Annotated in this window: 20 protein-coding genes; 10 read left to right on the top strand and 10 right to left on the bottom strand. The window is 62.0% G+C overall.

From position 1 onward, the window contains the following. The first annotated feature begins 84 nt into the window (after positions 1-84). Positions 85-501: a hypothetical protein gene (locus ACLIKD_RS12525; protein WP_428825332.1), complete on the top strand. Its 417-nt coding sequence runs from the start codon at positions 85-87 to the stop codon at positions 499-501. A gap of 32 nt (positions 502-533) precedes the next feature. Here ACLIKD_RS12525 and queF read toward each other — a convergent pair whose 3' ends face one another. Both queF and ACLIKD_RS12515 read right to left on the bottom strand, forming a co-directional pair. Next, positions 534-1,373 (bottom strand): NADPH-dependent 7-cyano-7-deazaguanine reductase QueF, encoded by an 840-nt coding sequence (gene queF, locus ACLIKD_RS12520; protein ID WP_428825331.1) that lies wholly within the window; start codon positions 1,371-1,373, stop codon positions 534-536. Positions 1,374-1,490: 117 nt separating this feature from the next. After that, positions 1,491-2,324 carry a hypothetical protein gene (locus ACLIKD_RS12515; RefSeq protein ID WP_428825330.1) on the bottom strand — a complete coding sequence of 278 codons (834 nt, stop codon included), beginning with the start codon at positions 2,322-2,324 and terminating at the stop codon, positions 1,491-1,493. 399 nt (positions 2,325-2,723) lie between these two features. On the opposite strand from ACLIKD_RS12515, the gene ACLIKD_RS12510 reads away from it, so the two are divergent. From ACLIKD_RS12510 to ACLIKD_RS12500, 3 genes are read left to right on the top strand one after another with little or no spacing between them, the layout of a single operon-like run. Then, positions 2,724-3,752 carry an ABC transporter substrate-binding protein gene (locus ACLIKD_RS12510; protein ID WP_226440436.1) on the top strand — a complete coding sequence of 343 codons (1,029 nt, stop codon included), beginning with the start codon at positions 2,724-2,726 and terminating at the stop codon, positions 3,750-3,752. Positions 3,753-3,812: 60 nt separating this feature from the next. After that, a complete protein-coding gene (locus ACLIKD_RS12505) occupies positions 3,813-4,592 on the top strand; it encodes an ABC transporter ATP-binding protein (RefSeq protein ID WP_226416538.1) in 780 nt (259 codons plus the stop codon). 11 nt (positions 4,593-4,603) lie between these two features. After that, positions 4,604-5,380, top strand: a complete 777-nt coding sequence (locus ACLIKD_RS12500) for an ABC transporter permease (protein WP_428825329.1) — start codon at positions 4,604-4,606, stop codon at positions 5,378-5,380. 106 nt (positions 5,381-5,486) lie between these two features. Here ACLIKD_RS12500 and ACLIKD_RS12495 read toward each other — a convergent pair whose 3' ends face one another. Then, positions 5,487-5,915 (bottom strand): bacteriohemerythrin, encoded by a 429-nt coding sequence (locus ACLIKD_RS12495; protein ID WP_428825328.1) that lies wholly within the window; start codon positions 5,913-5,915, stop codon positions 5,487-5,489. Positions 5,916-5,970: 55 nt separating this feature from the next. After that, the gene (locus ACLIKD_RS12490) at positions 5,971-6,132 is read right to left on the bottom strand and encodes a hypothetical protein (protein WP_428825327.1); all 162 of its coding nucleotides are present in this window, start codon (positions 6,130-6,132) and stop codon (positions 5,971-5,973) included. Between ACLIKD_RS12490 and ACLIKD_RS12485 the strand changes: the two genes are divergently transcribed. Beyond that, positions 6,131-8,752, top strand: coding sequence for an EAL domain-containing protein (locus ACLIKD_RS12485; protein WP_428825326.1), 2,622 nt, complete (start codon positions 6,131-6,133; stop codon positions 8,750-8,752). The two genes, ACLIKD_RS12490 and ACLIKD_RS12485, sit on opposite strands and share 2 nt — an antisense overlap. On the opposite strand, the gene ACLIKD_RS12480 is transcribed toward ACLIKD_RS12485, so the two are convergent. Further along, positions 8,749-9,963, bottom strand: coding sequence for an MFS transporter (locus tag ACLIKD_RS12480; protein ID WP_428825325.1), 1,215 nt, complete (start codon positions 9,961-9,963; stop codon positions 8,749-8,751). The genes ACLIKD_RS12485 and ACLIKD_RS12480 overlap by 4 nt on opposite strands. 139 nt (positions 9,964-10,102) lie before the next feature. On the opposite strand from ACLIKD_RS12480, the gene ACLIKD_RS12475 reads away from it, so the two are divergent. Both ACLIKD_RS12475 and ACLIKD_RS12470 read left to right on the top strand, forming a co-directional pair. After that, a complete protein-coding gene (locus ACLIKD_RS12475; protein ID WP_428825324.1) occupies positions 10,103-10,678 on the top strand; it encodes a DUF4337 domain-containing protein in 576 nt (191 codons plus the stop codon). Continuing rightward, complete coding sequence (locus ACLIKD_RS12470) at positions 10,675-11,763, top strand: hypothetical protein (RefSeq protein ID WP_428825323.1); 1,089 nt, start codon at positions 10,675-10,677, stop codon at positions 11,761-11,763. Before ACLIKD_RS12475 ends, ACLIKD_RS12470 begins: the two co-directional genes overlap by 4 nt. 24 nt (positions 11,764-11,787) lie before the next feature. Here the strand turns inward: ACLIKD_RS12470 and ACLIKD_RS12465 are convergent, their stop codons facing one another. Further along, on the bottom strand, positions 11,788-12,267 hold the full coding sequence (locus ACLIKD_RS12465; RefSeq protein ID WP_428825322.1) for a cupin domain-containing protein: 480 nt from the start codon (positions 12,265-12,267) through the stop codon (positions 11,788-11,790). A 78-nt stretch (positions 12,268-12,345) separates the two neighbouring features. Beyond that, positions 12,346-13,920 carry a methyl-accepting chemotaxis protein gene (locus tag ACLIKD_RS12460; RefSeq protein ID WP_428825321.1) on the bottom strand — a complete coding sequence of 525 codons (1,575 nt, stop codon included), beginning with the start codon at positions 13,918-13,920 and terminating at the stop codon, positions 12,346-12,348. A 369-nt stretch (positions 13,921-14,289) separates the two neighbouring features. On the opposite strand from ACLIKD_RS12460, the gene dsrO reads away from it, so the two are divergent. From dsrO to ACLIKD_RS12445, 3 genes are read left to right on the top strand one after another with little or no spacing between them, the layout of a single operon-like run. Then, positions 14,290-15,015, top strand: coding sequence for a sulfate reduction electron transfer complex DsrMKJOP subunit DsrO (gene dsrO / locus ACLIKD_RS12455; protein ID WP_428825320.1), 726 nt, complete (start codon positions 14,290-14,292; stop codon positions 15,013-15,015). A gap of 2 nt (positions 15,016-15,017) precedes the next feature. Next, entirely contained in the window at positions 15,018-16,088 is a 1,071-nt protein-coding gene (nrfD, locus tag ACLIKD_RS12450) for an NrfD/PsrC family molybdoenzyme membrane anchor subunit (RefSeq protein ID WP_428825319.1), read from the top strand. 11 nt (positions 16,089-16,099) lie between these two features. Further along, positions 16,100-19,186: a molybdopterin dinucleotide binding domain-containing protein gene (locus ACLIKD_RS12445; RefSeq protein ID WP_428825318.1), complete on the top strand. Its 3,087-nt coding sequence runs from the start codon at positions 16,100-16,102 to the stop codon at positions 19,184-19,186. A gap of 11 nt (positions 19,187-19,197) precedes the next feature. On the opposite strand, the gene ACLIKD_RS12440 is transcribed toward ACLIKD_RS12445, so the two are convergent. From ACLIKD_RS12440 to ACLIKD_RS12430, 3 genes are all read right to left on the bottom strand, one after another. Next, a complete protein-coding gene (locus ACLIKD_RS12440; RefSeq protein ID WP_428825317.1) occupies positions 19,198-19,830 on the bottom strand; it encodes a response regulator transcription factor in 633 nt (210 codons plus the stop codon). Further along, the gene (locus ACLIKD_RS12435; RefSeq protein WP_428825316.1) at positions 19,814-21,583 is read right to left on the bottom strand and encodes a sensor histidine kinase; all 1,770 of its coding nucleotides are present in this window, start codon (positions 21,581-21,583) and stop codon (positions 19,814-19,816) included. Before ACLIKD_RS12435 ends, ACLIKD_RS12440 begins: the two co-directional genes overlap by 17 nt. Positions 21,584-21,714: 131 nt before the next feature. Further along, positions 21,715-23,916, bottom strand: coding sequence for an ATP-binding protein (locus ACLIKD_RS12430; protein ID WP_428825315.1), 2,202 nt, complete (start codon positions 23,914-23,916; stop codon positions 21,715-21,717). Positions 23,917-23,926: the final 10 nt, after the last annotated feature.

Genomic DNA, 23,926 nt, shown 5'->3' with positions numbered 1-23,926 from the left:
GAAAATTTGCGGTTACCATTCCCATGCTGCATTGATGCAATAACGCTTGGCATCACAGCTTGACCATGTGGAGAAAGATGAACCATGCCTTACGACCTTGTTTGGGAACCTGAAGGTGTCCACAAGCGGTTTTCAGGTTTTCTCACGGCCAGACAGTTCATCCAGTCGGTTGAGCAAACCCAGAGGGATTCCCGCTTCGACGAGATTCATTACATCATCAATGATCTTTCGGAAATTACCGGCCATGAACTTTCCGAACAAGTTCTGACTCATCTGGCCGCCATCAATTACGGGGCATACGCCAGCAATCCCAATTGTCGCATCGTCTATGTGACGACAGAGGAAGACTTGGTCGGGCGCCTGAAGGCCAATCTGGTCTCCGGCGAGATGACCTCGTTTCAAGTTGAAGTACTGCCCACCGTTACCGATGCCCGCGACTGGCTGGATAGTCAGCCGAAACTGCATAACTTGAGTAACGTGATGGGGTTTCGGCTCGGCTGAGCCGCCCCGGCGGGTTGCCGCTTGCCCCGCCTTTACTGCCTGACTTCCCGCGTATTGTCCGGCGGCGAAAATTCGCCGCTGCTGCGGAAGGGATTGATGTCCAGCCCGCCGCGCCGGGTATAGCGGGCATAGACGGCCAGCGCCTCGGGGGCGCACTGGCGGGTGATGTCGCAATAGATCCGTTCGACGCACTGTTCGTGAAATTCGTTGTGGCCGCGGAAGGACACGATGTAGCGCAGCAGGCCGGTTCGCTCGATCGGCCGGCCGCGATAACGGATGACGACCATCGCCCAGTCGGGCTGGCCGGTGACCAGGCAGTTCGACTTCAGCAGATGCGAGTACAGCGTTTCCTCGACGATCTCGCCGTCGGCCGCTGTCAGCAATTCCGGCGCCGGCTGGTAGGTGGTGCACGCGATATCGAGATCGTCGAGCAGCACACCAGCCGGATAGGCCACCGTGACTTGCGGACGGCTGCCCAGCGCCTCGACTTCGGCGCCGATTGCCGCCCCGGCGGCGGCCGAAAGGTCGCATCGCAGCGTTGCCTCGACTGCTGCGGCGTCGGCAAACGTGGTCTGGTTGAATGAATTCAGGTAGAGCTTGAAGGACTTCGACTCGATCAGGTTCGGACTGTCGGCCGGCACCCGGAAGGTGGCCAGCGCGACGACCGGCTTGCCTTTCGGGTTCAGCCAGGAGACTTCATAGGCATTCCACAGGTCTTCGCCGACGAAAGGCAGGGCGGCCGCGTCAATGCCGATTTCGGCCCGCTTGAACGCGCGGGGGATCGGAAAAAGCAGCTCCGGTGCATAGTCGCTGCGATATTCGGTGGCCTTGCCAAGCAGCGAAAGGGCGCTGGGATCGATACTGGATTTCATGGCTGGGGATTTTACCTGCAAGTCGCTTTCGCCAATCGCCGGCGGCGCCCTGCGGAAAATGAAAAAGGCGCGGCAGCCGAAGCTTGCCGCGCCGCTGCGACGCTCGGTACTGACAACTTAGAAGTGGTATTCGGCCCGGATCATCGGGGTCTTGGCGAAGGCGCCATCGCCGGCGGCAGCGTTGTGGTCGTTGCCGAACTTGTTCTTCCAGTACTGATAGCCAAGGCCGGCCTTGAAAGTATTCTTGCCGGCGCCGACCAGGCTGCTGAAGTCGTACATCACGGCGAGGTCGATATTGGTTTCCGGCTTGGTGGCGCCGCCGAATTCGTTCTTGCCTTTGGCGGCGATGAAGTTGGCGTAGCCGGTGAAGGAGAGCGGTAACGAACCGATCGGGATGCCCCAGGCCAGGTTCAGCATCGGATGCGGATCGTAGCTGTAGCGGTCCGGGTGGGTGGCCGGGGCATTGCTTTCCCACAGTTGCAGCAGGCTGACGTTGAGGAAGCCCGGGACATCCAGCATCACCGTCGGGCCGGCGACGAGCATGCGCTTCTTCGACTGATAGCTATCGCCGCTCTTGTTGTTGTAATCGAACCCGGCGGTGAAACCAAAGCCGCGGATCGGGCCGACCGCCAGATCCTTGTTCAGGATCTTGCCGAAATCCAGGGTGTGGCGATAGACGATGTAGAGTTCATGGGCTTCGGTATTGCGGTTCGGCGAATCGTTCTTGTCCGACATCAGCATGTCGGCATTGAAGAAGTTGCTGCCGTACTTGTAGCCGCTGGCGTGGCTCAAGTTGAAGATGTTCTTGGAGATATCACTGGTGTTGAACGGCTCGGCAAACTTGGTGCCGTAGCGATAGCCGATCGAGGTATCGCTCCAGTCGGCAGCCTGGGCAGTCAGACCGGCCGCCATCAGGGCCAGGCCGATGAGCGTGGATTTGCGGGTAAACATGATTGAACCTCCTGTATTGATAAATTTGATTTAGTCGGAGCGGCTGATGCTGCGCAGCTGCATTGAACCGATGGGCAAAATTTATCAGGCCGGACCGCTTTTTCACGGTATATCCAGTATCAGAGAATCGATATAAAGCACCTCTTATATCTCATTGAATATAGAGGGATTATTTGATAGTAAATATGCAAATAAAATGCACCTGAACAGGGCATTTGTGGAACGCGCGCACCGATTTAATGCAGATTTTTTGGCAAAAATGCCAATTGGCCAGCGAATCCCGCTGCATCCTTGGGCGTAAATCTTCTGTGAATTATTTAGTCTTGTAAATTCAATGACTTATTTGGTGGCATGGCAATTGCTGAAACAGGCTCACTTAACTTGTTCAGGAGTAATCCAATGTCTGTCCCCTTTAATGTCTGCCGTCGTCTCTTTCTCGCTGCCAGCATGGCCTTCCTCGCCAGCCCGGTGCTCGCCGATACGCCGACCAAGCTGAAGTTCACGCTCGACTGGCGTTTCGAAGGCCCGTCAGCGCCCTTCCTGCTGGCCAAGGCCAAGGGTTATTTCGCGGCCGAAGGTCTCGATGTCGAAATCGACTCCGGTGCCGGTTCGGCCGGTGCGGTGACGCGCGTCGCGACCGGCGTCTACGACATGGGCTTTGCCGACTTCAACGCCCTGGTCGAATACGACGCCAAGACGCCGAACTCGAAGATCCAGGCCGTCTACATGGTGTACAACGCAACGCCGGCGGCCGTCTTCGTGCTCAAGAAGTCGGGCATCACCAAGCCGGCCGACCTCGCCGGCAAGACGCTGGCGGCGCCGATCTTTGATGCCGGCCGCAAGGCCTGGCCGGCCTTTGCCAAGTCCAACAAGCTGGCGGTCGATGCGGTGAAATGGCAGACCGTCGAACCGGCGCTGCGCGAAACCCTGCTGGCGCGTGGCGACGTCGATGGCATCACCGGCTTCTACTTCACCAGCCTGCTCAATCTCGAGGCGCGCGGCGTCAAGACGGAAGACATCGTCGCCCTGAAGTACCCGGATTTCGGCGTCGAACTCTACGGCAACGCCATCATCGCCAGCCCGAAGCTGATGGCCGAGAACCCCAAGGCCGTCGCCGGCGTGCTGCGCGCCTTCAACAAGGCGCTCAAGGAAACCATCGCCAACCCGGTGGCGAGCATGGCCTACGTCAAGGAACGCGATCCGCTGATCAACGTCGATCTGGAAACGCGTCGTCTCAAGCTGGCGCTTGAATCCAGCGTCATCACCCCGGAAGTTAAGGCGAATGGCCTCGGTGCCGTGACTGCCGAGCGCATGCAGCGCTCGCTCGCCGAAACCGCCGAAGCCTACGGCCTGGCCAAGGTGCCGGCCGCTGCCGACCTGTTCACCTCGGCCTTCCTGCCGGCCAAGGCCGACCGGATGCTCAAGTAAGCAGTTTGCGCCGGAGGCGGGCGTCCGCTTCCGGCTGATTTCACCCGACAGGAATTCCCCATGTCTTTTGTTTCCTTTGAAAACGTCAGCCTGGCCTATGCGCCGGGCGGCGCCAATGCCATCGAGAACGTCAGCCTGAACATCCGCGAAGGCGAGTTCGTCGCCGTGGTCGGTCCGTCCGGTTGCGGCAAATCGACCCTGATGAAACTGGTCTCCGGCCTCAAGCCGCCGAGCGAAGGCTATGTCTTCGTCGACGGCCGCGAAGTCGGCGGGCCGCTGAAAATCATCGGCATGGCCTTCCAGGCCGCCAACCTGCTGCCCTGGCGCACGACGCTGGACAACGTGATGCTGCCGCTGGAAATCGTCGAACCCTTTCGCAGCAACCTGAAGAAGGAGAAGGCCAAATACACCGCCGATGCCGAAGCCCTGCTCGCCAAGGTTGGCCTGGCCGGCTACGGCGACAAGTTCCCGTGGGAACTGTCGGGTGGCATGCAGCAGCGCGCCTCGATCTGTCGCGCCCTGATCCACCAGCCGCGCCTGTTGATGCTTGATGAGCCTTTCGGTGCGCTCGATGCTTTCACCCGCGAAGAACTCTGGTGCATGTTGCGCGATTTGTGGCAGCAGCAGCCGTTTACCGTCGTGCTGGTGACGCACGACCTGCGCGAGGCGGTCTTCCTGGCCGATACCGTGTATGTGATGAGCAAGCGCCCGGGCCGCATCCTGGTGCGCAAGGAAATCGACCTGCCGCGTCCGCGTCCGCTCGACGTGACCTATACCGATGCCTTCGCCGGCTACGTTCACGAATTGCGTGAACACATCGGCCGCATTCGTGAATCCTGAGGAGCGCCAGCATGGCCGTTAAACAATCCACCCTGATCAAGGTCGCGCCCTGGGCCCTGACCATCACGCTTTTCCTCGTCTGGGAAATCATCTGCACCGGGCTGAAGATTCCCGACTACCTGATGCCGGCGCCCAGCGCCATCTGGGTCGCCGGCGTCGAATACGCCTCGCCGATCATGATGCACGCGACGCAGACGCTATTCACCACGCTGGCCGGCTTTGCGCTTGCCGTCGTTGTCGGCATGGTGCTCGGCCTGGCGGTCGGCGCCTCGCCGCTGGTCTACAAGGCGACTTATCCGCTGCTGGTCGGTTTCAACAGCATTCCCAAGGTCGCCTTCGTGCCGGTGCTCGTCGTCTGGTTCGGCATCGGCACCGTGCCGGCCATCCTGACCGCCTTCCTGATCTCCTTCTTCCCGGTTGTGGTCAATGTCGCGACCGGCCTGGCGACGCTGGAACCGGAACTCGAAGACGTGCTGCGCTCGCTCGGCGCCAAGCGCTGGGACATCATGATCAAGGTCGGCCTGCCACGCTCGCTGCCGTACTTCTTCGCCTCGCTCAAGGTGGCAATCACGCTGGCTTTCGTCGGCTCGGTGATTTCCGAAACCGTCGCTTCCAACCTCGGCATCGGCTACCTGATGATGTCGGCCAGCTCGTCGATGAACATGCCGCTGGTGTTCGCCGGCCTGATCGTGATCGGCGTCATGGGCGTCGTCATGTACGAACTGTTCGCCGTGCTGGAAAACCACCTGACCGGCTGGGCGCACCGCAATCCAAATGCGCCGGGCTGAGTCGGTTGCCATGGGCTAAGGAATGGCGCCTGATGGCGCCATTTTTTTGTGCGGGGCGCCGGTTGCGCTAGTTGTGTTTAGCCGTGAGTCGCGTTTGGCTTGCCGGTCAGCGTCCTTGTTCGTGCCCTTTGGCTGTCTGGCCGTGCAACAGCGCGGCCAGCTTGCGATCGGTCTTGAGAATGTGCTCGTAAAGCCATTCGTTGAGAAAATCGATCAGATGACTCATCGTCTGAGGGCCATCCTGCTTGGCTTGTGCCCGCATCATCGTCAGTTGCTCAATAAAATTGCCGTGTTGTCGAAGGTGCTCTTCAGCGTGACGTTCGCTGCGCGGCAAGTTGGCGATCAGCGCCTCCTCGGTCGCAAAATGGAAGGCCACATAGGTTCCCAGGCGCTGCAGGACATCATCCAGTACAGTTTGGCTTTTCCCCGAACCATGCGCTTCATCCAGCTCGTTCAGCATGCCGATCAACTCTTCGTGTTGAAGGTCGATCGAACGAATTCCGGTCTCCAGAGCCGTGCCCCATGTAATGCGCATGCCACACCTCATACAATAGCCGAGTTGCCGAGAGTGTACATTGCCGGATAACCCATCAACCGCCGCCACGGCATAAAAGCGCTTGCTTTCGCATGAAACCTGAAAACAGAACATCGAACCCCAGCGAGTTGGCCGCCCAGAGGGCCTTGGCGCCGATTCGGCGGCATGCGACCTGGTTGCTGGTGATTTTTCTCATCGCGCTTTCATTTTTTGCCATGCGCAGCCTCGTTGAGCGTATCGATCAATTGAACAACGCCAGCCTGGATCGCAAATGGATGGGAACGAGCAGCGCGATCAGTCTGCTGATCCACGAGATGCAGCGTGAACGCGGACTGTCCAGTGGATTCATCGCCTCAAACGGAGAGCATTTCGCTGATCAGCTCGGCGCCCAGCAAAAGCAGACCGATGCCTCGCTCGATTCATTGACGTCGATCGTTCGCGAACAAGCGCTCGACAAGACAATTCGCCAACGCCTCGACACCGGGGCGCTGCAATTGCCCAAGCTCCGCCTGCGCGTCAGGCAACTCGAAATCTCCCGGGACTACACGGTTGATCGTTACACCGGCATCATCGACACGCTTTTCGACTTGCAGCTGAGTGCCTTCGGCAATGCCATCGAGCCCTCGATCTTCCGCAAGCAAATGGCCTTCATCGCCTTCGCGCAGGCCAAGGAAATGTCAGGACGGGAGCGCGCTTTGCTATCCGCCATGTTGTCGGATCGCAACTTCAGCGCCGGCCGAATGGTGACGCTGAACAGCATCAAGGCGGCCGAGGCGGCCCGGCTGGCCAATTTTGTCCGTCTGGCCGACCAGGAGGCCCTGGCCACCTACCAGAAAATCCTCAAACAGCCCTATATCAAGGATGCCGAACGGATTCGGCAGAAGGTCCAGGCGGTCGCCTGGCGGGACGGGCTTGCCGACGAGGGAACGGTCGTTCTGCCCTCGCCGGATGCCTGGTTCGAACTGGCCAGCGCGAAAATTGACGCAATGAAACAACTCGAGGATGCATTGAATACATCCGTCAATGCCGATGCCCGGCAAATGGAAGGCCGGGCGCAGCAGGAACTTTTGATCAGCGGCTTTCTGGCGCTTCTCTCTTTTGTCCTTGCCGGCATTCTGATCCACCAGATTCAACGGGGGGGCCGGGTGGCGGAGCACCAGCTGAATTTGGCCGAGGCCGTGTTCAGCAATAGCGTCGAATCCATTCTGGTGACCGATGCCGACCTGCGGATCATCGAAGTCAACCCGGCCTTCTTGCGCATTTCCGGTTACACCCGGGACGAAATAATCGGGCAACACCCGCGGATACTCAAATCCGGCCGGCATGATGCGGCATTTTTTGAAAAAGTCTGGAATGAGGTAAATGCGTCGGGTACCTGGGTCGGCGAGGTCTGGAATCGGCGCAAGAACGGTGAAATTTACCCGGCGCTGCTCTCCATCGCCGCCGTCACAGCTTCCGATGGCGTGGTTTCGAATTACACGGGGATGATTTTCGACCTGAGCCGGCACAAGACGGTTGAGGCGCTGCTCAACCAACTGCGGACGTTTGATGGATTGACCGCCCTACCCAATCGGGAATCATGGCTTTCGGCGCTTGAGCAAATGCTGGTCAATGCCCAACGGAGCAGCAGATTTTCGATCCTGGCCGTCGATCTCGACCGACTCAAGGTGATCAACGATTCCTTGGGCTATGCCGTCGGCGATCTGGTGCTGATCGAAGCTGCCGAGCGCATCAAGAACACGCTGCGCAAATACGATATCGTCGCGCGCCTGGTCGGCAACCGTTTCGCGGTGCTGCTCAATGAAATTGCCGAACCGCAAGACATCGGCAGCGTCTGCGAAAAATTGCTGACGGCTTTCGCTCGACCATTCGAGCTCGACGGTATCAACGTTCATGTCACGGCGAGCATCGGGGCGGCGATCTATCCGACCGACGGTTCCGACAGCAACACCCTGATGATGGCCGCCGAATCGGCCTTGTACAGCGCCAAGGCCGACGGTCGCAATCTCTACAAATACTATTCGCGTGAAATGAACGAGATGGGCTCCCTCTTGTTCAAGCTCGAACGGATGTTGCGATTTGCCTTGGAGCGCAACGAGTTCTCCGTTGTCTATCAGCCGCAAGTCAATGCGCAAAGTGGCCGCCTGGTTGGCGTCGAGGCCTTGTTGCGCTGGAACAACCCGGAACTCGGCAACGTGTCGCCGGTCCAGTTCATTCCGATTGCCGAGGAAACCGGATTGATCGTCGCCATTGGCGAATGGATCATGCGCGCTGCCTGCCAGCAGGTTTGCCAATGGCAGAACGAATTGGGGATCGAAGTCCCGGTTGCCGTCAATCTCTCCGCCCGCCAATTCCGTCGCAACGATCTTCTCGCCTCGGTCCAGACCGTGCTCGACGAAACGGGCTTGCCCAGCCGGCTCCTCGAACTGGAAATCACCGAGGGCTTGTTGATGACCGATCCGATCGGCGCCATTGCCATCATGCAGGGGCTGAACGCCATGGGAATCAAGACCGCGCTCGATGATTTCGGCACGGGGTATTCCTCGCTGGCTTATCTCAAGACGTTTCCGTTGAATCGGCTAAAAATCGATCGCGCTTTCGTTCGCGACCTGCCGAACAATCGGAGTGACTGCGCGATCACCAATACCATCGTTGCCCTTGGCCTCAACCTCAACATGCAGGTCCTGGCCGAGGGGGTTGAAACCGAAGCGCAACGGGAATTCCTGACCAACTCGGGGTGTCAGGTGTTCCAGGGCTATTTGTTTGGCAAGCCGATGTCCGGCGAAGAGCTGACATTGCGCCTGACCTCCGGCGAGCTGGTGGTGGCCGCCGCCTAGGCCAGCATCCGGTCCCGTTTCGCCAGGGCCGGGAAGATCCGGACCCAGGCGGCAGCGACCAGCAGGGTGCCGAGGCCGCCCGTCAGCACCGAACCGACCGGGCCGAACAGCGCGGCGGTGGCGCCCGATTCGAATTCCCCAAGCTGGTTGGAGGCGCCGATGAAAATCGAATTGACGGCCGAAACCCGGCCGCGAATTTCGTTGGGGGTTTCCAGCTGGACCAGGGTCATGCGCATGACGACGCTGATGTTGTCGACCGCGCCGGTGATGGCGAGAGCGAGCAGCGACAGGCCGAAATGTTCGGAGAGCCCGAAGACTACCGTCGCCAGGCCGAAGACGGCCACCGAACCGATTAGCCATCGGCCGACCTTGCGCTGGATCGGCCAGCGCAGCAGGAGCAGCGACATCAGCAGTGCCCCGGCCGCCGGCGCAGCGCGCAGCAGGCCGAGGCCTTGCGGACCGGTGTGCAGGATGTCGCGGGCGTAGATCGGCAAGAGCGCGGTGGCGCCACCGAGCAGTACGGCAAAGAGATCGAGCGAGGTGGCGCCAAGCAGCAGCTTGTTTTGCCAGACGAAGGTGACGCCGGCCAGCACGCTGCTCAAGGTGGTCTTTTCCCTGGTCGCTTGTTGCGCATCATGGACGGCCAGCATCAGCCCGCAAGCGGCCAGCAGCAGGCCGGCGCTGGTGCCATAGACCGAGGCGGCGCCCTGCGTGTAGAGCAAACCGCCGAGTGCCGGGCCGCAGATGATCGCCGCCTGCATGCCGCTGGAACTGAGGGTGACGGCGCGCTCGAGCAGCCGCGGCGGCACCAGCATCGGTACCAGTGCCTGCTGGGTCGGCATCTGGAAGGCCCGACAGGCGCCGAGCAGGACGGACAGGCCGAGGATGAGTTCGCGCGAAACGAAGCTGCCTTGCGTCGCCAGGACGAGCAGCAGGGCGATCGCGCCCTGGATCAGCAGGCACGTGCCGAAAATTCGCCCGCGTCGCCAGCGGTCGACCAGATGGCCGGCCGGCAGAGTCAGCAGCAGCGCCGGTACGAACTGGAAGAGTCCGACCAGCCCGAGATCCCAGGCGCTTCCGGTCAGGTCGTACATCTGCCAGGCGACTGCCACCATCAGCATCTGCTGGGCCAGCATGGCGGCCAGCCGGGCCAGCCAGAACAGGATGAATTGGCGGTGATCGAAAAGTTCGGAGAGTCTCGGCTTGGTCATTGCCGAAGCTTAGCAAACCGGGCCGCCGCCCAGAACCCTGTTGTCGAGGCTTCGGCGGCAAGCAGCCAAGCGCTGTCCGGGAGCGTTAGAATCCTGCCTTCCCGATTTCACCATCCCAGAAAACCCCAGGAGAAAGCCGATGTCCGATCATGGATTTCATGTGCATGGTCCGCACGATCACGAAGTTGAGCACGTCGCCCAGCATGGCGGCGACAGTTTTACCGGGCGGCTGGCCGTTCTGACGGCAGTGCTATCGACCATTGGCGCCATTTTCGGCTACATGGGCGGTCATTCCCAGAACGCGGCGCTGCTCTACAAGAACGAGGCGGCGATCCAGAAAACCTCGGCCGCGAACCAGTGGAACTACTATCAGGCCAAAAGCAACAAGCAGAACCTCGCCGAGCTGTCGATCACCCTGACGACAGGCGAGACGCAGGAAAAATTCAAACAGGCCGTCGAGCGCTACAAGCAGGAAAAGGAAGAGATCAAGGCGGAAGCCGACAAGCTCGAAGCCGAGGCCAAGGCTGCCGACCACAAGAGCGAAGCAGAAATGCATGTGCATGAACGCTGGGCTCTGGCAACGACGCTGCTCCAGATTGCCATCGCCCTTTCGGCGATTACCCTGCTGACCCGCAAGCGCTGGCTGCTCGCCGGTGTTTTTGGGGCAACCGGTTTCGGGCTGCTCGCCGGGGCGATGGGTTACCTGCATCTGTGAGCCCGCGCCGTCCCGGATTCCACCATGCCCTGGTCGGGCTGGCCTGCTCGCTGGTCGCCGCCTTGGCCTTGGCCGAAGCGCCTTGTCGGATCGCCTTCGACATGGGTTCCTCGGGCATCCGGGCCGGCCATGCCGCCAGCTCGGTCACCCCGCGGGTCGGCATCGACTACCTCGCCCCGTTGTGGGCCGGGGATGGTCTGGAACCGGTGGTCGCGGCAACGATAAATGCCCTGCGCAATCTGCCGGAGGAGGGCCGCTTCCCTGAAAATTGCGCCCGTGTCGGTGGCGGCTTTTCGGCGTGGCGGCTGGCGCTGCAGCAAGACCCCGGCCGCCTGACGGCAATCCTGGCCGGCATTTCAGCAGTCAGTGGCGTGGCAATCCTGGTCATGCCGCCGTTGCAGGAAGGCGCCTACGGCTATTACGGCGCTCGCCAATTGCTCGGCGACCGCCTGAAGACCAGCCATGTCCTGGATATTGGCGGCGGCAGCCTGCAGATTGCCGGCGAGCGTACCGCCTACGGCGCGCTGCTCGGCCAGAAAGTCTGGCATCAGCAGCTCTGTCGGGAAATCCGCCAGGCCGATGCCGCCTGTACCCTGCAGCCGCTGAGCGAAGACGAGCTTGCCGCTGCCCGCGCGCTGCTCGCGAAGAACCTGGCCGGCGTCCGCGCCGCGTTGCCGGAAAAGGTCACGCTGACGGGGATCAGCCGCCCGGTCAGCCGTGGCATCCGGCCGGTGATCGAGCGTCTGGAACCGGCCGAGCGTGCTGACGGCACACTGCAAGGTTCGGCCATCAGTGCCGCCATTGCCCGGGTCGCCGGACAAACCGGTGCGGAAACCAGGGCATTGGTCGACGGCACCGGGGCCAATGCCAGCTATTTACTGAGCAGCCTGCTGCTGGTCGAAGGGGTGTTAGCGGCGACCGACGGGGAATCGCTGCAGGTGGCCGAAATCGATCTCACCAACCTGCCGGGACTGCTCGCCGACGACCACGCCTTTGCCTGGCAACGGCACTACGGCTGCTACCTGGCGCGCCTGCAAACCCTCGGCATCGACGCCTACGCCAGCGATCCGGCGACCTGCCCGTGATCCGGCGGGCGGCCAGCGCCCGTATCAGTACGGCTGGCCATTCTTGTGCCTGAAGCGCCAGCCGCCGTTCTCCAGATAAGCCTCAATATCGTCGTCCGGGTAGAACACGCTATCGCCGGCCGTACGGTCGCCGACCTCCAGGTAAACGACCACCTCGCTACTTCGGTTTGCCAGTTGATGGCCGCCACCACTTCCCGCCTTGAAGCCCGCACACATGCCGGGGGCCAACTGCGTCTCGCCCGACTCGGTGAGCAAGGTGGGGGTGCCCTCAAGGACGTAGATGAATTCGTCTTGCTTGGAATGCGAATGGCGAAGAGCCGATATCGAGCCGGGAACCATGCGGGTAAGGTTCACGCCGAAATTGGCTAGACCGAAAACTTCGCCGAGTTGCCGCTTCTCTCTGCCTGCCACCTGGGAAGCAAACGGTTCCGGATAGTTCGAAGGCTTGGCGCGCGGCGCCACTTCGCTGGCGACAACCGCATCTGGCTTTTTTTCAGTTGGCATCGGGATTCACTTTGTGAGCAGATACCCGACGAATCACATCCTTGTTTCGATGCAAAAACGCCGGATTGTTGTTAATCGTCAGGACACTATCTTGAACTTGCCGACTTGGCGATTCAAGGTATCCGACTCGCCAACCAGCGTTCCAACCAGTCCTTTTACATCGTGCATGGCCGATGCGGTTTGCTCAATTCCGCTGGCAATCAACTCAACGCGTTGGGCGATGTCGGTGCTGACCGAGCTTTGTTCGCGCAGGCCGTTGCTGATCGAGTCGATCGCCTGGCGCACTTGAGCCGCCGCGGCATCAAGGCCGTGAACCGTGCTCTGCACCTGTTCCGTATGCAGGGCGCCTTCCAACGCCAGTTCCTTCGTCTTGTTCATCGCCAGGGAAGCAGATTGCGTCGTACTCCTGACGGAGTCGAGGACTTCGCTGATTTCACGGGTTGAGACGGTCGTCCGTTCGGCCAGCTTGCGTACCTCGTCGGCCACCACGGCGAAGCCTCGGCCCTGCTCGCCGGCCCGTGCCGCCTCAATCGCCGCGTTCAGTGCCAGAAGATTGGTTTGTTCGGCAATATCCCGAATCGTCGAGGCGATACTGTTGATGCTATCGACCTTCTTCGCCAGGTCATCCATTTGCTGCGACGATTGCATCATGCTGTTGGCCACTTGCTGGATGTTCTGGGTCGTCGCCTGGATGCCTTCGTAGCCTTCCTGAATGGTCGTTTCAGTCGTCTTCGAAAGATTTGCCGCGAGGATCGCGTTGTCCGACATCACCCCGATACTCACAGTCAACTGCTCAATGGCCGCAGCGATTGCCGAAGCCGATTCGCTTTGTTGTTCCGAGGCGTTCGCCACATTGCCGGCATTCAAGTTCAGCTTGGTCGAGACATTGCCCAGCGTACTGACGCTTTGAGAAATGTCGCCCAGCATGCTCAATAAATAGCTCTGCATGGTGAAGGCGGAACCCAGGATGCTGGCCTTGTTTGAAGGATCGACCTGAATTCGCTCGGTCAGATCGCCCCCCGAAATCTTGTCGAGGATCGCCGCGGTACTCGAAGGTTCGCCGCCGACCTGGCGGAACACTTCGCGACCGATATAGGCCAGGGCCAGCGAGATGAAAAGAATGATCAGGGTGCCGATGCCCAGCACGACATTGCGCGCCGTTTCCTGGGATTGGTCGAGCGCGATGCGTCCTTCCCTGGCCGACGCTTCGCTGGTCTTGACCACCTCAAGGAGGATTTCCCGGACATTTCGCCAGGCCGGCGTTTCGTCGGAGATCATCAATTGCTTGGCCGAGGCCAGGTCGCCGGCCTCGATCAAGCTGAAAACCTTCTGCTGCGCCGGCAGATATTTGGCTGTGCGTTCGCTCAACTCCCTGGCTTTGTCCGAACCGCCCGGAATCGACTTCAGCAGGCCATCAAGCCGGATCAAAAGGCCATCGAGCTGCTTCGCCGCCGTTGTGTAGTTGGCAACGGACTTCTTGTTGTCAGGGTCGAGAACGTAGTTGCGGAGTGCCTGACCTCTTTGCAATCCGGCGGCAAGCGTATTGGCTGCCACCAGATGTGTTTCGATATCGCGATCGACGAAGTGGGCGATCTGCCCCTTGGTTCGATCGCTAAGCCACCAGGACGAACCGGCGAGAATAACTACGGCCACGACGCACCCCGAGGCGACAGCCCACAACCTGCTTTTTAGCGATGACTGAACAGTCAATTCAACTCCCCTTTTGCTATCAATATTGTTGTTTTAACCAGTTTTTGTGGTTAAAACTGTGCGATATAAGAAAAAAATCAATGTTTTGGATCATTGCATATGCAGCTTGTTTATGGCCAGCGTCACGTCCATCACACCATCGATTTGAGCTAACACCGTTGTTTGCATCAGCGTCGTTTTCCGGTGCTGGCGACTTCGGCCAAAAGGTCGGCTAATAGGGATTTTTACCTATCGTTATGCACCTTTCTTCCAATTTCCGTCATATGGCTTGTCGCCTAAGCTGGGCCCGTCATCAAAAAAACGGAGCTTCGCATGAGCGCTCATCCTGATCTTTCCCGGCGGGCCTTTCTTACCGCGCTGCCGGCGGTGACGGCCGGTCTGGCCATGCCGGCCCAGGCGGCCGAAGAGGCCGGGCCGCACTGGTCGATGCTGGTCGATACCCGCCGGTGCATTGCCTGCCAGGCATGCACCATGGCCTGTTCGATGGAAAACGTTTCGCCCGAGGGGCAATTCCGTACGGTCGTGGCAACCTATGCGGTGACGGACGGGGCTGGCAAAACCGGTCTTGCCGTGTTGCCTCGCCTGTGCAACCACTGCGAGCAGCCCCCGTGCATCCCGGTCTGTCCGGTCGGCGCCACCTTCAAGCGCCAGGACGGCATCGTGCTGGTCGATGGCGATCGCTGCGTCGGCTGTGCCTATTGCGTCCAGGCCTGTCCCTACGACGCCCGGTTCATCAATCACCACACCGGCAAGGCCGACAAATGCACGTTCTGCAGCCACCGCCTCGAAGCTGGGCTGCTGCCGGCCTGCGTTGAAACCTGCGTCGGCGGTGCGCGAATCTTTGGCGACATCAACAATTCGGCTAGCGAAATCAGCACCCGCCTGAAAGCGGCCGAAGGCAAGACTCAGGTCCTGAAACCGGAGGCTGGAACGACCCCCCGCGTTTTCTACATTGGCCTCGACGACCATCTGAAGGGCCGTGTCGATGGCGCTTCCGCCGCCGACATGATGTGGCGCCCGGACCAGCAAGGAGGATGAGCATGTACTCGAGCGTTGAAGTCCTGGGCTTTGCCCGGGAGCCGGCCTGGTTGCCGTGGGCCGTCCAGTATTTTTTCCTGATCGGCATTTCCACCGCCGCATTCTTCCTTTCCCTGCCCGGTCTGGTCTGGCGCCATCCCGAGTGGCGCGCCGTGTCGCGACGCGCCTTGCTGGCGGCGCTGGTCTGCGGCTTGACGGCGCCGGTGGCCTTGCTGGCCGACTTGCATCAGCCCGGGCGTTTCCTCAATTTCTACCTGCATCCGAATCTTGGATCGTGGATGGCCTGGGGATCCTTTTTCATTCCGCTCTATCTGCTCGGCCTTTTTCTCTATGCCTGGCTCTGCCTGCGGCCGCAACTGGCTGCCCTGGCCGAACGCGGCGGCAAGTTCGCCGCCCTCTATCGCGCACTGGCTTACGGCGGTCATGACAATCCCGGTGCCATTCGCGCCGCAGCGGTCGTCGGCAGTATCGGCGCCGGGCTGGTCCTGCTTTATACCGGCATGGAAGTGATGGTGGTGCAGGCCCGGCCGCTGTGGCACAGCCCCGTTCTGCCGCTGCTCTTTGCCGTCACTGCGCTGACCGGCGGCATCGGCATGACCGGCCTGCTCGAGGCGCTGTCCGGCAGCAGGACTTCGGCGCTCTTGCTCAATCGCTGGCAGGTGCGTGGCCAGTGGGCGACCTTGCTGCTCCTCCTGGTCTGGCTGTTGCCGGCCTTTGCCGGGGCGGCTGGCTCGGCGGCCGAGGCGCTGGCCGCCATGGGCGGTTCGCTCGGCTGGCAGGTAACCGGCGCCTGGCTGTTCGGCAGCAGCCTGCTGACGCTCTGGCTGGCCCGTCGCTACCGCACTGCGCTGGTCCTGCCGGCCTTGCTCGCACTGCATGGCGCCTGGCTGGTGCGCTGGGTCGTCTTCATCGGCGGCCAGAGCCTGCCGAAGATCGGCTCGACCAGCCATGCCTATTACCTGACCCTGACGCCGGACAGCCTGCTTGGCATCGTCGGCATGGCCGGCCTGTGTCTCACCATTTACATCGTTCTGACCACCATCATCCCCTGGGATGATCGGGCTGAGGTCTGAGGAGTCCGATCATGAAAATCAGCAAGCGTCGTCAAGTTCTCGCTCTTGGTGGTCTGGCCGCCTTCGCCGCCGGCTATTCCGAAACCGCCGGCCGCATGGTCGGCAAGCTCCTCGGCCATGATGCACCGAAGCACAAGACAGCCGGCGAAGCGCCGGCCCCGGAATTCCGCATCGATCGTCAAGGCCGGCTCGAAGTCAATCCGGCTCAGCAGGTCAGCTATACGACCTGTCTCGGGTGCACCACTATGTGCGGCGTCCGGGTCCGTATCGACCGAGCTTCCGGCAAGGTGCTGCGGGTTGCCGGCAACCCCTACAGTCCGTTATCGACCGATCCGCATTTGCCGATGAAAGCCAGCGTCCGGGACAGTTTCGTGGCCATCTCGGCTCACCAGGGCAAGGGGCTGGATGGACGCTCCACCGCCTGCGGGCGGGGCAATGCCGTCGCCCAGCAGATCGATTCGCCGTATCGCGTACTGACTCCGCTGAAGCGCGTCGGTCCGCGCAACAGCGGCCAATGGGAGCCGATACCCTTCGCTCAGTTGGTCAACGAGGTGGTTAACGGCGGCAACCTGTTCGGCGAAGGCAATGTCGAGGGGCTGGGCACGCTGCGCGACCTGAAAACGCCGATCGACAGCCTGCAGCCGGCGCTTGGTCCGCGCGTCAATCAGGTGGCGGTGCTCTCCAGCGTCAATGACGGCCGCGAGAACTTCGCTCGCCGCTTCTTCCAGAAGGCCTACGGCACGATCAATTTCATCGGCCACGGCTCCTACTGCGGCGGCTCCTACCGCTCCGGCTCGGGGGCCTTGTTCGGCGACATGAAGGCGATGCCGCACTGCAAGCCGGATTTCTCGAATGCCGAGTTCGTGCTCTTCGTTGGCACGGCACCGGGTCAGGCCGGCAACCCGTTCAAGCGCCAGGGAACCCTGGTCGCCAAGGCGCGCACCGAGGGCAAACTGTCCTATGTCGTGGTCGATCCGGTGCTGACCCATGCCGACAACCGGGCCAGTGGCGACCGTGGTCGCTGGCTGCCGATCCGTCCCGGCACCGACGGGGCGATGGCGATGGCGATCATTCGCTGGTTGTTTGACAACCAACGCTTCGACAGTCATTTCCTGAGCTTCCCGAATGCGGCGCTGGCCAAGCGGAATGGCGAACCATCCTGGTCGAATGCCACGCATCTGGTGGTCGTCGAAGCGAAGCATCCGCGCGAACGCCGCTTCCTGCGCGCCTCCGACCTCGGCTTCGAGATTGCCGAAGAGCAGCGCTACAAGGAGGGCGATGCCTTCGTTTGCCTCGATGACTCGGGCCAACCGGTTTTCAGCGATCAGGCACAGGGGCCGGCTCAACTGTTTGTCGACGCCACGCTCAATGTCGGCGGCAAGCCGGTCCATGTCAAATCGTCGCTGCAACTGCTGCGTGAGGAAGCGATGCGCCTCGATCTGCCCGCCTATGCCGAGGCCTGCGGCATTCCGGCCGAAACGCTGGCCGCTCTGGCTAGGGAACTGGCCTCGCACGGCAAGCGCGCCTCGGTCATCGCCCACGGCGGCATGATGAGCGCCAGCGGTTTCTACAACGCCTACGCGCTGATGAGCATCAACGCGCTGCTCGGCAACATCAACTGGAAAGGCGGTTTTGTCGCCAACGGCGGCGGCTTCAAGGATAACGGCGAGGGGCCGCGCTACAACCTCGATACCTTCGCCGGCATGGTCAAGCCATCCGGTACGCCGCTCGGGCGCAACGTGCCCTATGAAAAAACCGCCGAATTCGCCGCCAAGAAAGCTCAGGACAAACCCTATCCGGCCGCTGCCCCGTGGTTCCCCAATGCCCCGGGCTTGACCACCGAACTGCTGCCGGGCGGCATCGCCGGCTATCCCTACAGCTTGAAGGCGCTGGTCCTGTGGTCCTCCAACCCGCTCTACGGCGTCACCGGCCTGCGCAACAAGATCGCCAAGGATCTGGCCGATCCGCGGAAGTTGCCGCTGATCATCTCGGTCGATCCCTTCATCAATGAGAGCAATGCCTACGCCGATTACATCGTTCCCGACTCGCTGATGTATGAAAGCTGGGGCTGGGTTGGGGCCTGGAACGGGGTGCCGACCAAGGCGATGAGCGCCCGCTGGCCGGTCATCGAGCCACAGGCGGCGAAGACGCCGGACGGCCGCGCCATCGGTATGGAAACCTTCTTCATCGCCCTGGCCAAGGCCATGCAGTTGCCCGGCTTCGGGGCCGGCGCGATCAGCGATCCGGAAGGCAACAGCTATGCCCTGAACGGGCCGGAGGACTGGTATTTGCGCGGCGGCGCCAACATCGCCTGGCTGGGCAAGGAACCGGTAGCCGATGCGACGGCCGAGGACATCATCCTGTCCGGCGTCGAACGCCTCCGTCCGCTGCTCGAAAAGACGCTGAAGCCGGAAGAGGTGGCCAAGGTGGCGTTCCTGCTGACGCGGGGCGGGCGCTATCAGCCGGGCAAGGATGCCTACGACGAGGAAAACCCGGAGTGGATGCGTAACCCGATGAAGGCGATGTCCCACCTGTGGAACGAGAACGTCGGGGTAGCCAAGAACAGCCTGAGCGGCAAACGTTACAGCGGCTGCGCCAGCTGGGTCGAACCCGCGTTCGCCGACGGTACGCCGGTGCGCCAGCTCTATCCGGCCGACAAGTGGCCTTTGCAGTTGGTCAGCTACAAGTCGGCGCTGCAGAATCCGTATTCGATCGGTGCCACCCGTCTGCTCGGCTTGCATCCGGAAAACCCGGTGCTGATCCACCCGGACGATGCCCGGCGCCTGCACCTGGAAATGGGTGACCTGGCGGAGATCACGACACCGAGCGGCAGCCTCAAGGCGAGAATCATGGTCCATGCCGGCATCACCCCGGGCGTTGCCGCGTTCGAGCACGGTTTCGGCCATCGCGAACTGGGGGCGCGGGCGCACCGTATCGGTGGTCAGCGTCAGCCGGAAGACAAGCGGCTGGCGGCCGGCGTCAATCTGAACGATATTGGCCTGATCGACCCGACCCGGCCGGACAAGGCGCCCTGGGTCGACTCCGTCTCCGGCGCCGCGGTGCGCAACGGCCTGCCGGCGAGTATCCGGCGGGCCTGAGCGACGGGGTCTTAATCTAAAGTCGTCGGATCGGCCCGCAGCATCAGGCGGGCCAGTTCGGCGGCCGAGGAAATTCCGGCCTTTTCCATGATGTGCTGACGGTGGATGTGCACCGTCTTTTCACTGATGCCGAGTCGCGTGGCGATCAGCTTGTTCGGCTGGCCAAGCGCGATCAGGCGGGCGGCTTCCTTTTCCCGGGGCGACAGCGCGGCGAGCACGGCGAGGGCCGCTTCGCGCCGCTGCGTTTCGTCGAGCGCCTCGGCACTGCGCCGGATGGCTGCGGCGACGGTGTCGAGCAGCATCTGGTCCTTGAACGGCTTTTCGATGAAATCGCTGGCCCCCGATTTCATTGCCTGGACAGCCATCGAGACATCGGCATGGCCGGTCATGAACAGGATCGGCATGATGACTCCCCGCTCGCGCAGCACCTGCTGCAATTCGAGGCCGCTCATCGCCGGCATGCGGATGTCGAGCAGCAGGCAGGAAGGCCGGCTGGGCGGCGCGGCGACATCGAGGAATTCTTCGGCCGAGGCGTACAACTGGACGTTCCAGCCGACCGAATCGAGCAGGAAACGCAGCGAGCGACGGAGACCGGCATCATCGTCGACGACGTGGACAAAGCACTCTTCAGGCTGATAGTTCATGGCAGGGGAGAGAGAAGGAAAAACGCATGCCCGGGCCGTCGTTGTTGGGCTCCGCCCAGAGCCGACCGCCGTGGGCTTCGATAATGGTTTTGCAGATCGGCAGGCCGAGACCGAGGCCGTCCGGCTTGGTGGTGAAAAACGGTTCGAACAGATGCGCCAATTGTCCGCTGTCGAGGCCGGTCGCATGGTCGATGACGTGCACCTGCGCCCAGTTGTCGACCGCTTCGACAATCACCTGGATACTCTGGCGCTCGGCCGGCAGGGCGCGGCCCGCATCGATCGCATTCTTGATCAGGTTGAGCAGTACCTGCTGGATTTGCGGGCCGTCTGCCAGCACGCCGCAACGGGCGGAAAGCCGGTTATCGATGCGCACTTCCGGCGGGTGGGCGAGCATGCCAGTAATCAGATGCCGTGCCTCTTCGGCCAGGCCCGGCAGATCGACCGGGTCGCGTACTGCGGCGCGCTTCCTGGCGAAATGACGAATGCGCTGGACGATGCCGCCGGCTCGCTCGGCTTCGTTGGCGATTTCGGTACAGGCCTCGCTGATCGCCTCCGGGGTCAGGCGACCGCTGGCCTGGCGTCGCAGCACCGTGCGGGCGTAGGTGCCAATGGTGGTGAGTGGCTGATTCAGCTCATGGGCCAAATTGCCGGATAGTTCGCCCAGTACCGACAGGCGCGACAGATGCTCCATTTGCTCCTGGCTCTCGCGCATCCGCGACTCGGCCTGTTCCCTGGCGTTCAGCGAATCGCGCAACTGCGCGGTCCGCCGGCTGACCAGATGCTCGACGCGCACCGTATGGACAATCCAGGCGACCAGCACGACCAGTATGCCGAGCAGCCAGGGCCAGAAGCGGCGAGCCAGTCCTTCCGGGGTGATTTCGCGCAGGTAGGCGTAGGGGCCGATGCGCAATTCCCGATAGAGATCGTGCACCGGCTGATAGTCGGCCGGCACCGTCCAGTTCAGGCCGTCGTTCGCTTCGGTCATCGATAACAGGGCGTGCGCCACGTTCTTGGCCAGCTCGGGGTCGGTCTGCCGGGTAACGGCGATCGGCCAGTTCGGGTACAAGGGCGTCGACAGGGTGCAAGGAATTTCGCTGTCCTGGCGCGCCGATAGAACCCGGAACTCGTTCAGCCGAAGTTGGCCCTGGCGAGCCATTTGCTCGGGCAGGCAGGCGCGGACGATGCCGGCATCGACCTCGCCCCGTTGCACCGCCTCGATGACCCGCGCCATCGGCAAACCGACGAAGCGGATTTCCTTCAGATCGGATTCCGGATCGACGCCCCGCCGCAGCATTTCGCGGGCCGCCAGCAGGTAGCCACCGAAGGCCTCCGGGGCGACCGCCGCCACGCGTTTTCCGGCGAGATCGGCCAGCTCGTTCAGGTCGCTGCGTTCGGCGCGGGTAATGACTACCGACCCCAACGCCCGTGCTGCCGGCATGCCCGGTGAGGCCAGCGTGGCAATGCGACTGAGGCCGAATTCGGCTTCCATCGTGATGTAATGCCCGGGGTTGGTTAACACCAGATCAATCCGCTGTTCGGTAATGGCGGCGCGCAAGCTCTGGGCGTCGTAATTTTCGAGGCGGAAATGGTGTTCCGGCAGGGCCTTGTTGAGGTAGCGGACCAAGGGCGTCCAGTCGGAGGTCGCGGCGCGCTCTCCCTGGTAGGCAAAGACGCCGATCGCCACATCGCTCGCCGCGGCCTGCATCGCCCAAAAGCAAGACAGCGCGAGCAGGCTGGCCAAACGGCCTGGCATCAGGGGCTTTCGATGGGGAAGGTAATCCATGTGCGGAGTATACCGATGCGGCGCCTGTCGATTGGCTCGCCGCCTGCTTCATTTGGCCTGGCGCCAGGCCGCGACGCGCTTTTGCTCGCCGGGGCGGGGCGCTAGAGGGTCGCCGGGGTTTTTACCCAGGTCGACAGTACCCGGTCGAGTTGCTCGATGCTGATCGGTTTGGTCAGGAAATCGTCCATGCCGGCCGCCATGCATTGCTGACGATCCTCGGCAAAGGCCCCGGCGGTCAAGGCGACGATGGGCAGGGGCGGGCGCTGCTCGTCCCGCTCCCACCGGCGAATGCGCCGGGTCGCTTCGAGACCGTCCATGACCGGCATCTGGATATCCATCAGGACCAGATCCGGACGCTCCCCGGCGGTAATCGCGGCCAGCGCCTGCTCGCCGTTTTCGACGATGTCGACCCGGGCGCCGAGCTTGCCGAGCAGCATCGTCAGCACCATGCGATTCGTCTGATTGTCTTCGACCACCAGCACCCGGCCGGCCGAACCTTTCGGCACGGCATCGTCGGGCAGCGGCAGGCGAGGCGCCTGGCGGCTTTCGCCGGTCGCCGATTGGAGCGGCGCCGGGATGCGGAACCAGAAACGCGCCTGCTGGCCAAGTTCGCTCGTTACTCCGAATTCGCCGCCCATCAGCTGGACCAGGTTGCTGACGATCGACAGCCCGAGGCCGGTGCCGCCATACGGCCGGGTGTTGCTGCCGTCGACCTGGGAAAACGGCTGGAACAGCAAGGCTTGCTTGTCGGGCGCAATGCCGATGCCGCTGTCGGTTACCGCGAATTCGAGTTCGCTCCGCCCGTCGGCCTGGACGACCGGCTGCGCCTCGATCCGCACGAAACCGCGGTCGGTGAATTTGACGGCATTGCTGACCAGATTCGACAGCATCTGGCGCAGGCGTGTCTGATCGCCCTGGTAGCGCGCCTCCGGCGCCCCGTGCCAGACGGCCTCGATGCGCAGGCCCTTGCTTGTCGCCAGTTCGGAGAAAAGGCCCAGCGTTTCATCGATCAGACGCTGCGGCGAAAACACCCCGGGCACCAGCTCGAAGCGGCCGGCCTCGATCTTCGACAAGTCGAGAATGTCGTCGAGCAGGGTCAAGAGCGTTTTGCCGGAATTCAGGATGATCCGCGCCGCATCCTGCCGTTCCTCCTCGCTCAGCCCCGGCATCAACAGGATTTGCGCCATGCCCAGCACACCGTTCATCGGCGTGCGGATTTCATGCGACATCGTTGCCAGGAAACTGCTTTTCGCCTGGTTGGCGGCTTCGGCGGCCAGCTTGGCGGCCAGCAATTGCTCGGCCGCGGCGCGGCTGGTGGTGATGTCCTCGACGATCGACCAGATGTATTGTCGGCCGTCCTTGCCGGTCATCAGCATGCCGTTGAGGCGCAACGGGATGCGGTGCCCATCCTTGCGCAGGTATTCTTTTTCGTAGGGGCCATAACGCCCGGTGCGGGCCATGGCTTCGAGCTGCAGCTTTTCCTGCTCGGCATACTCGGGCGGCGTCAGTTGCCAGTAATCGATCTGCCGGAGTTCGTCGGCCGGATAGCCGGAAATCTGCCGGAAGGCTTCGTTGAAGTCGATATAGCGGCCGGCCATGTCGGTCAGCGCGATGCCTAGCGGTGACAGCTCATAAAGTCCGAGCAGCTTGTCCTCGCTCTCGCGCAATGCTTTTCTCGCCTGAACCGCCAGTTGCTCGCGCAGTTCGCGCTCATTGCGCAGGTGCGCAGCGATCTCGGCCTGCATCGCATTGAAGGCGCCGAGCAGTTGTTGCAGTTCGTAGCTGGCCCGCCCGGCCTCGGCTTCCAGCGCGATCACCGATCCCGGCTCGTTGGCGGCAATCCGCGCCGCCAGTTGCCCGAGCGGGGTGACGATTTCGCGGCGTATGGTCAGGTAGCTCAAACCGCCGAACAGGCCGACGAAGAGCAGGGCGCTGACGATCAGGCGGGTGATGCGGTGGATCAGTTCATCGATCATCACATCGTTGCTGACGGCGATTTCCAGTACCCCGAGCGACTGCTCGCCACGCACCAGCGGTGCGCTGCGCGCCAGGTACTCGCCATGCACCGTCGGCGTCGCGTAACGATAGGTCTGGCCGGTCAGCGTCCGCAGTTCGACGCGGACCACGCCGTCGGTCTTCAGCGCCGATTGCAGAAGATTCTCCGACTGCCGCACATCGACCGCCCAGACCGCTTCGGTCAGCGCGATGCTCAGCGACTCCAGGGTTTGCGCCGAGAGGGCGCGCAGCCGCTGGCTTTCCTGTTGCCAGGCAAAGTACGAGGTCAGGACTATCGCCAGAAGCATGGTCAACGCC

This window comes from Azonexus sp. IMCC34842 (assembly GCF_050368855.1).
Taxonomy (GTDB): domain Bacteria; phylum Pseudomonadota; class Gammaproteobacteria; order Burkholderiales; family Rhodocyclaceae; genus Azonexus; species Azonexus denitrificans_A.
The sequence above is the reverse complement of the archived record's forward strand: the minus strand, read 5'-3'. Positions and strand labels throughout refer to the sequence as shown.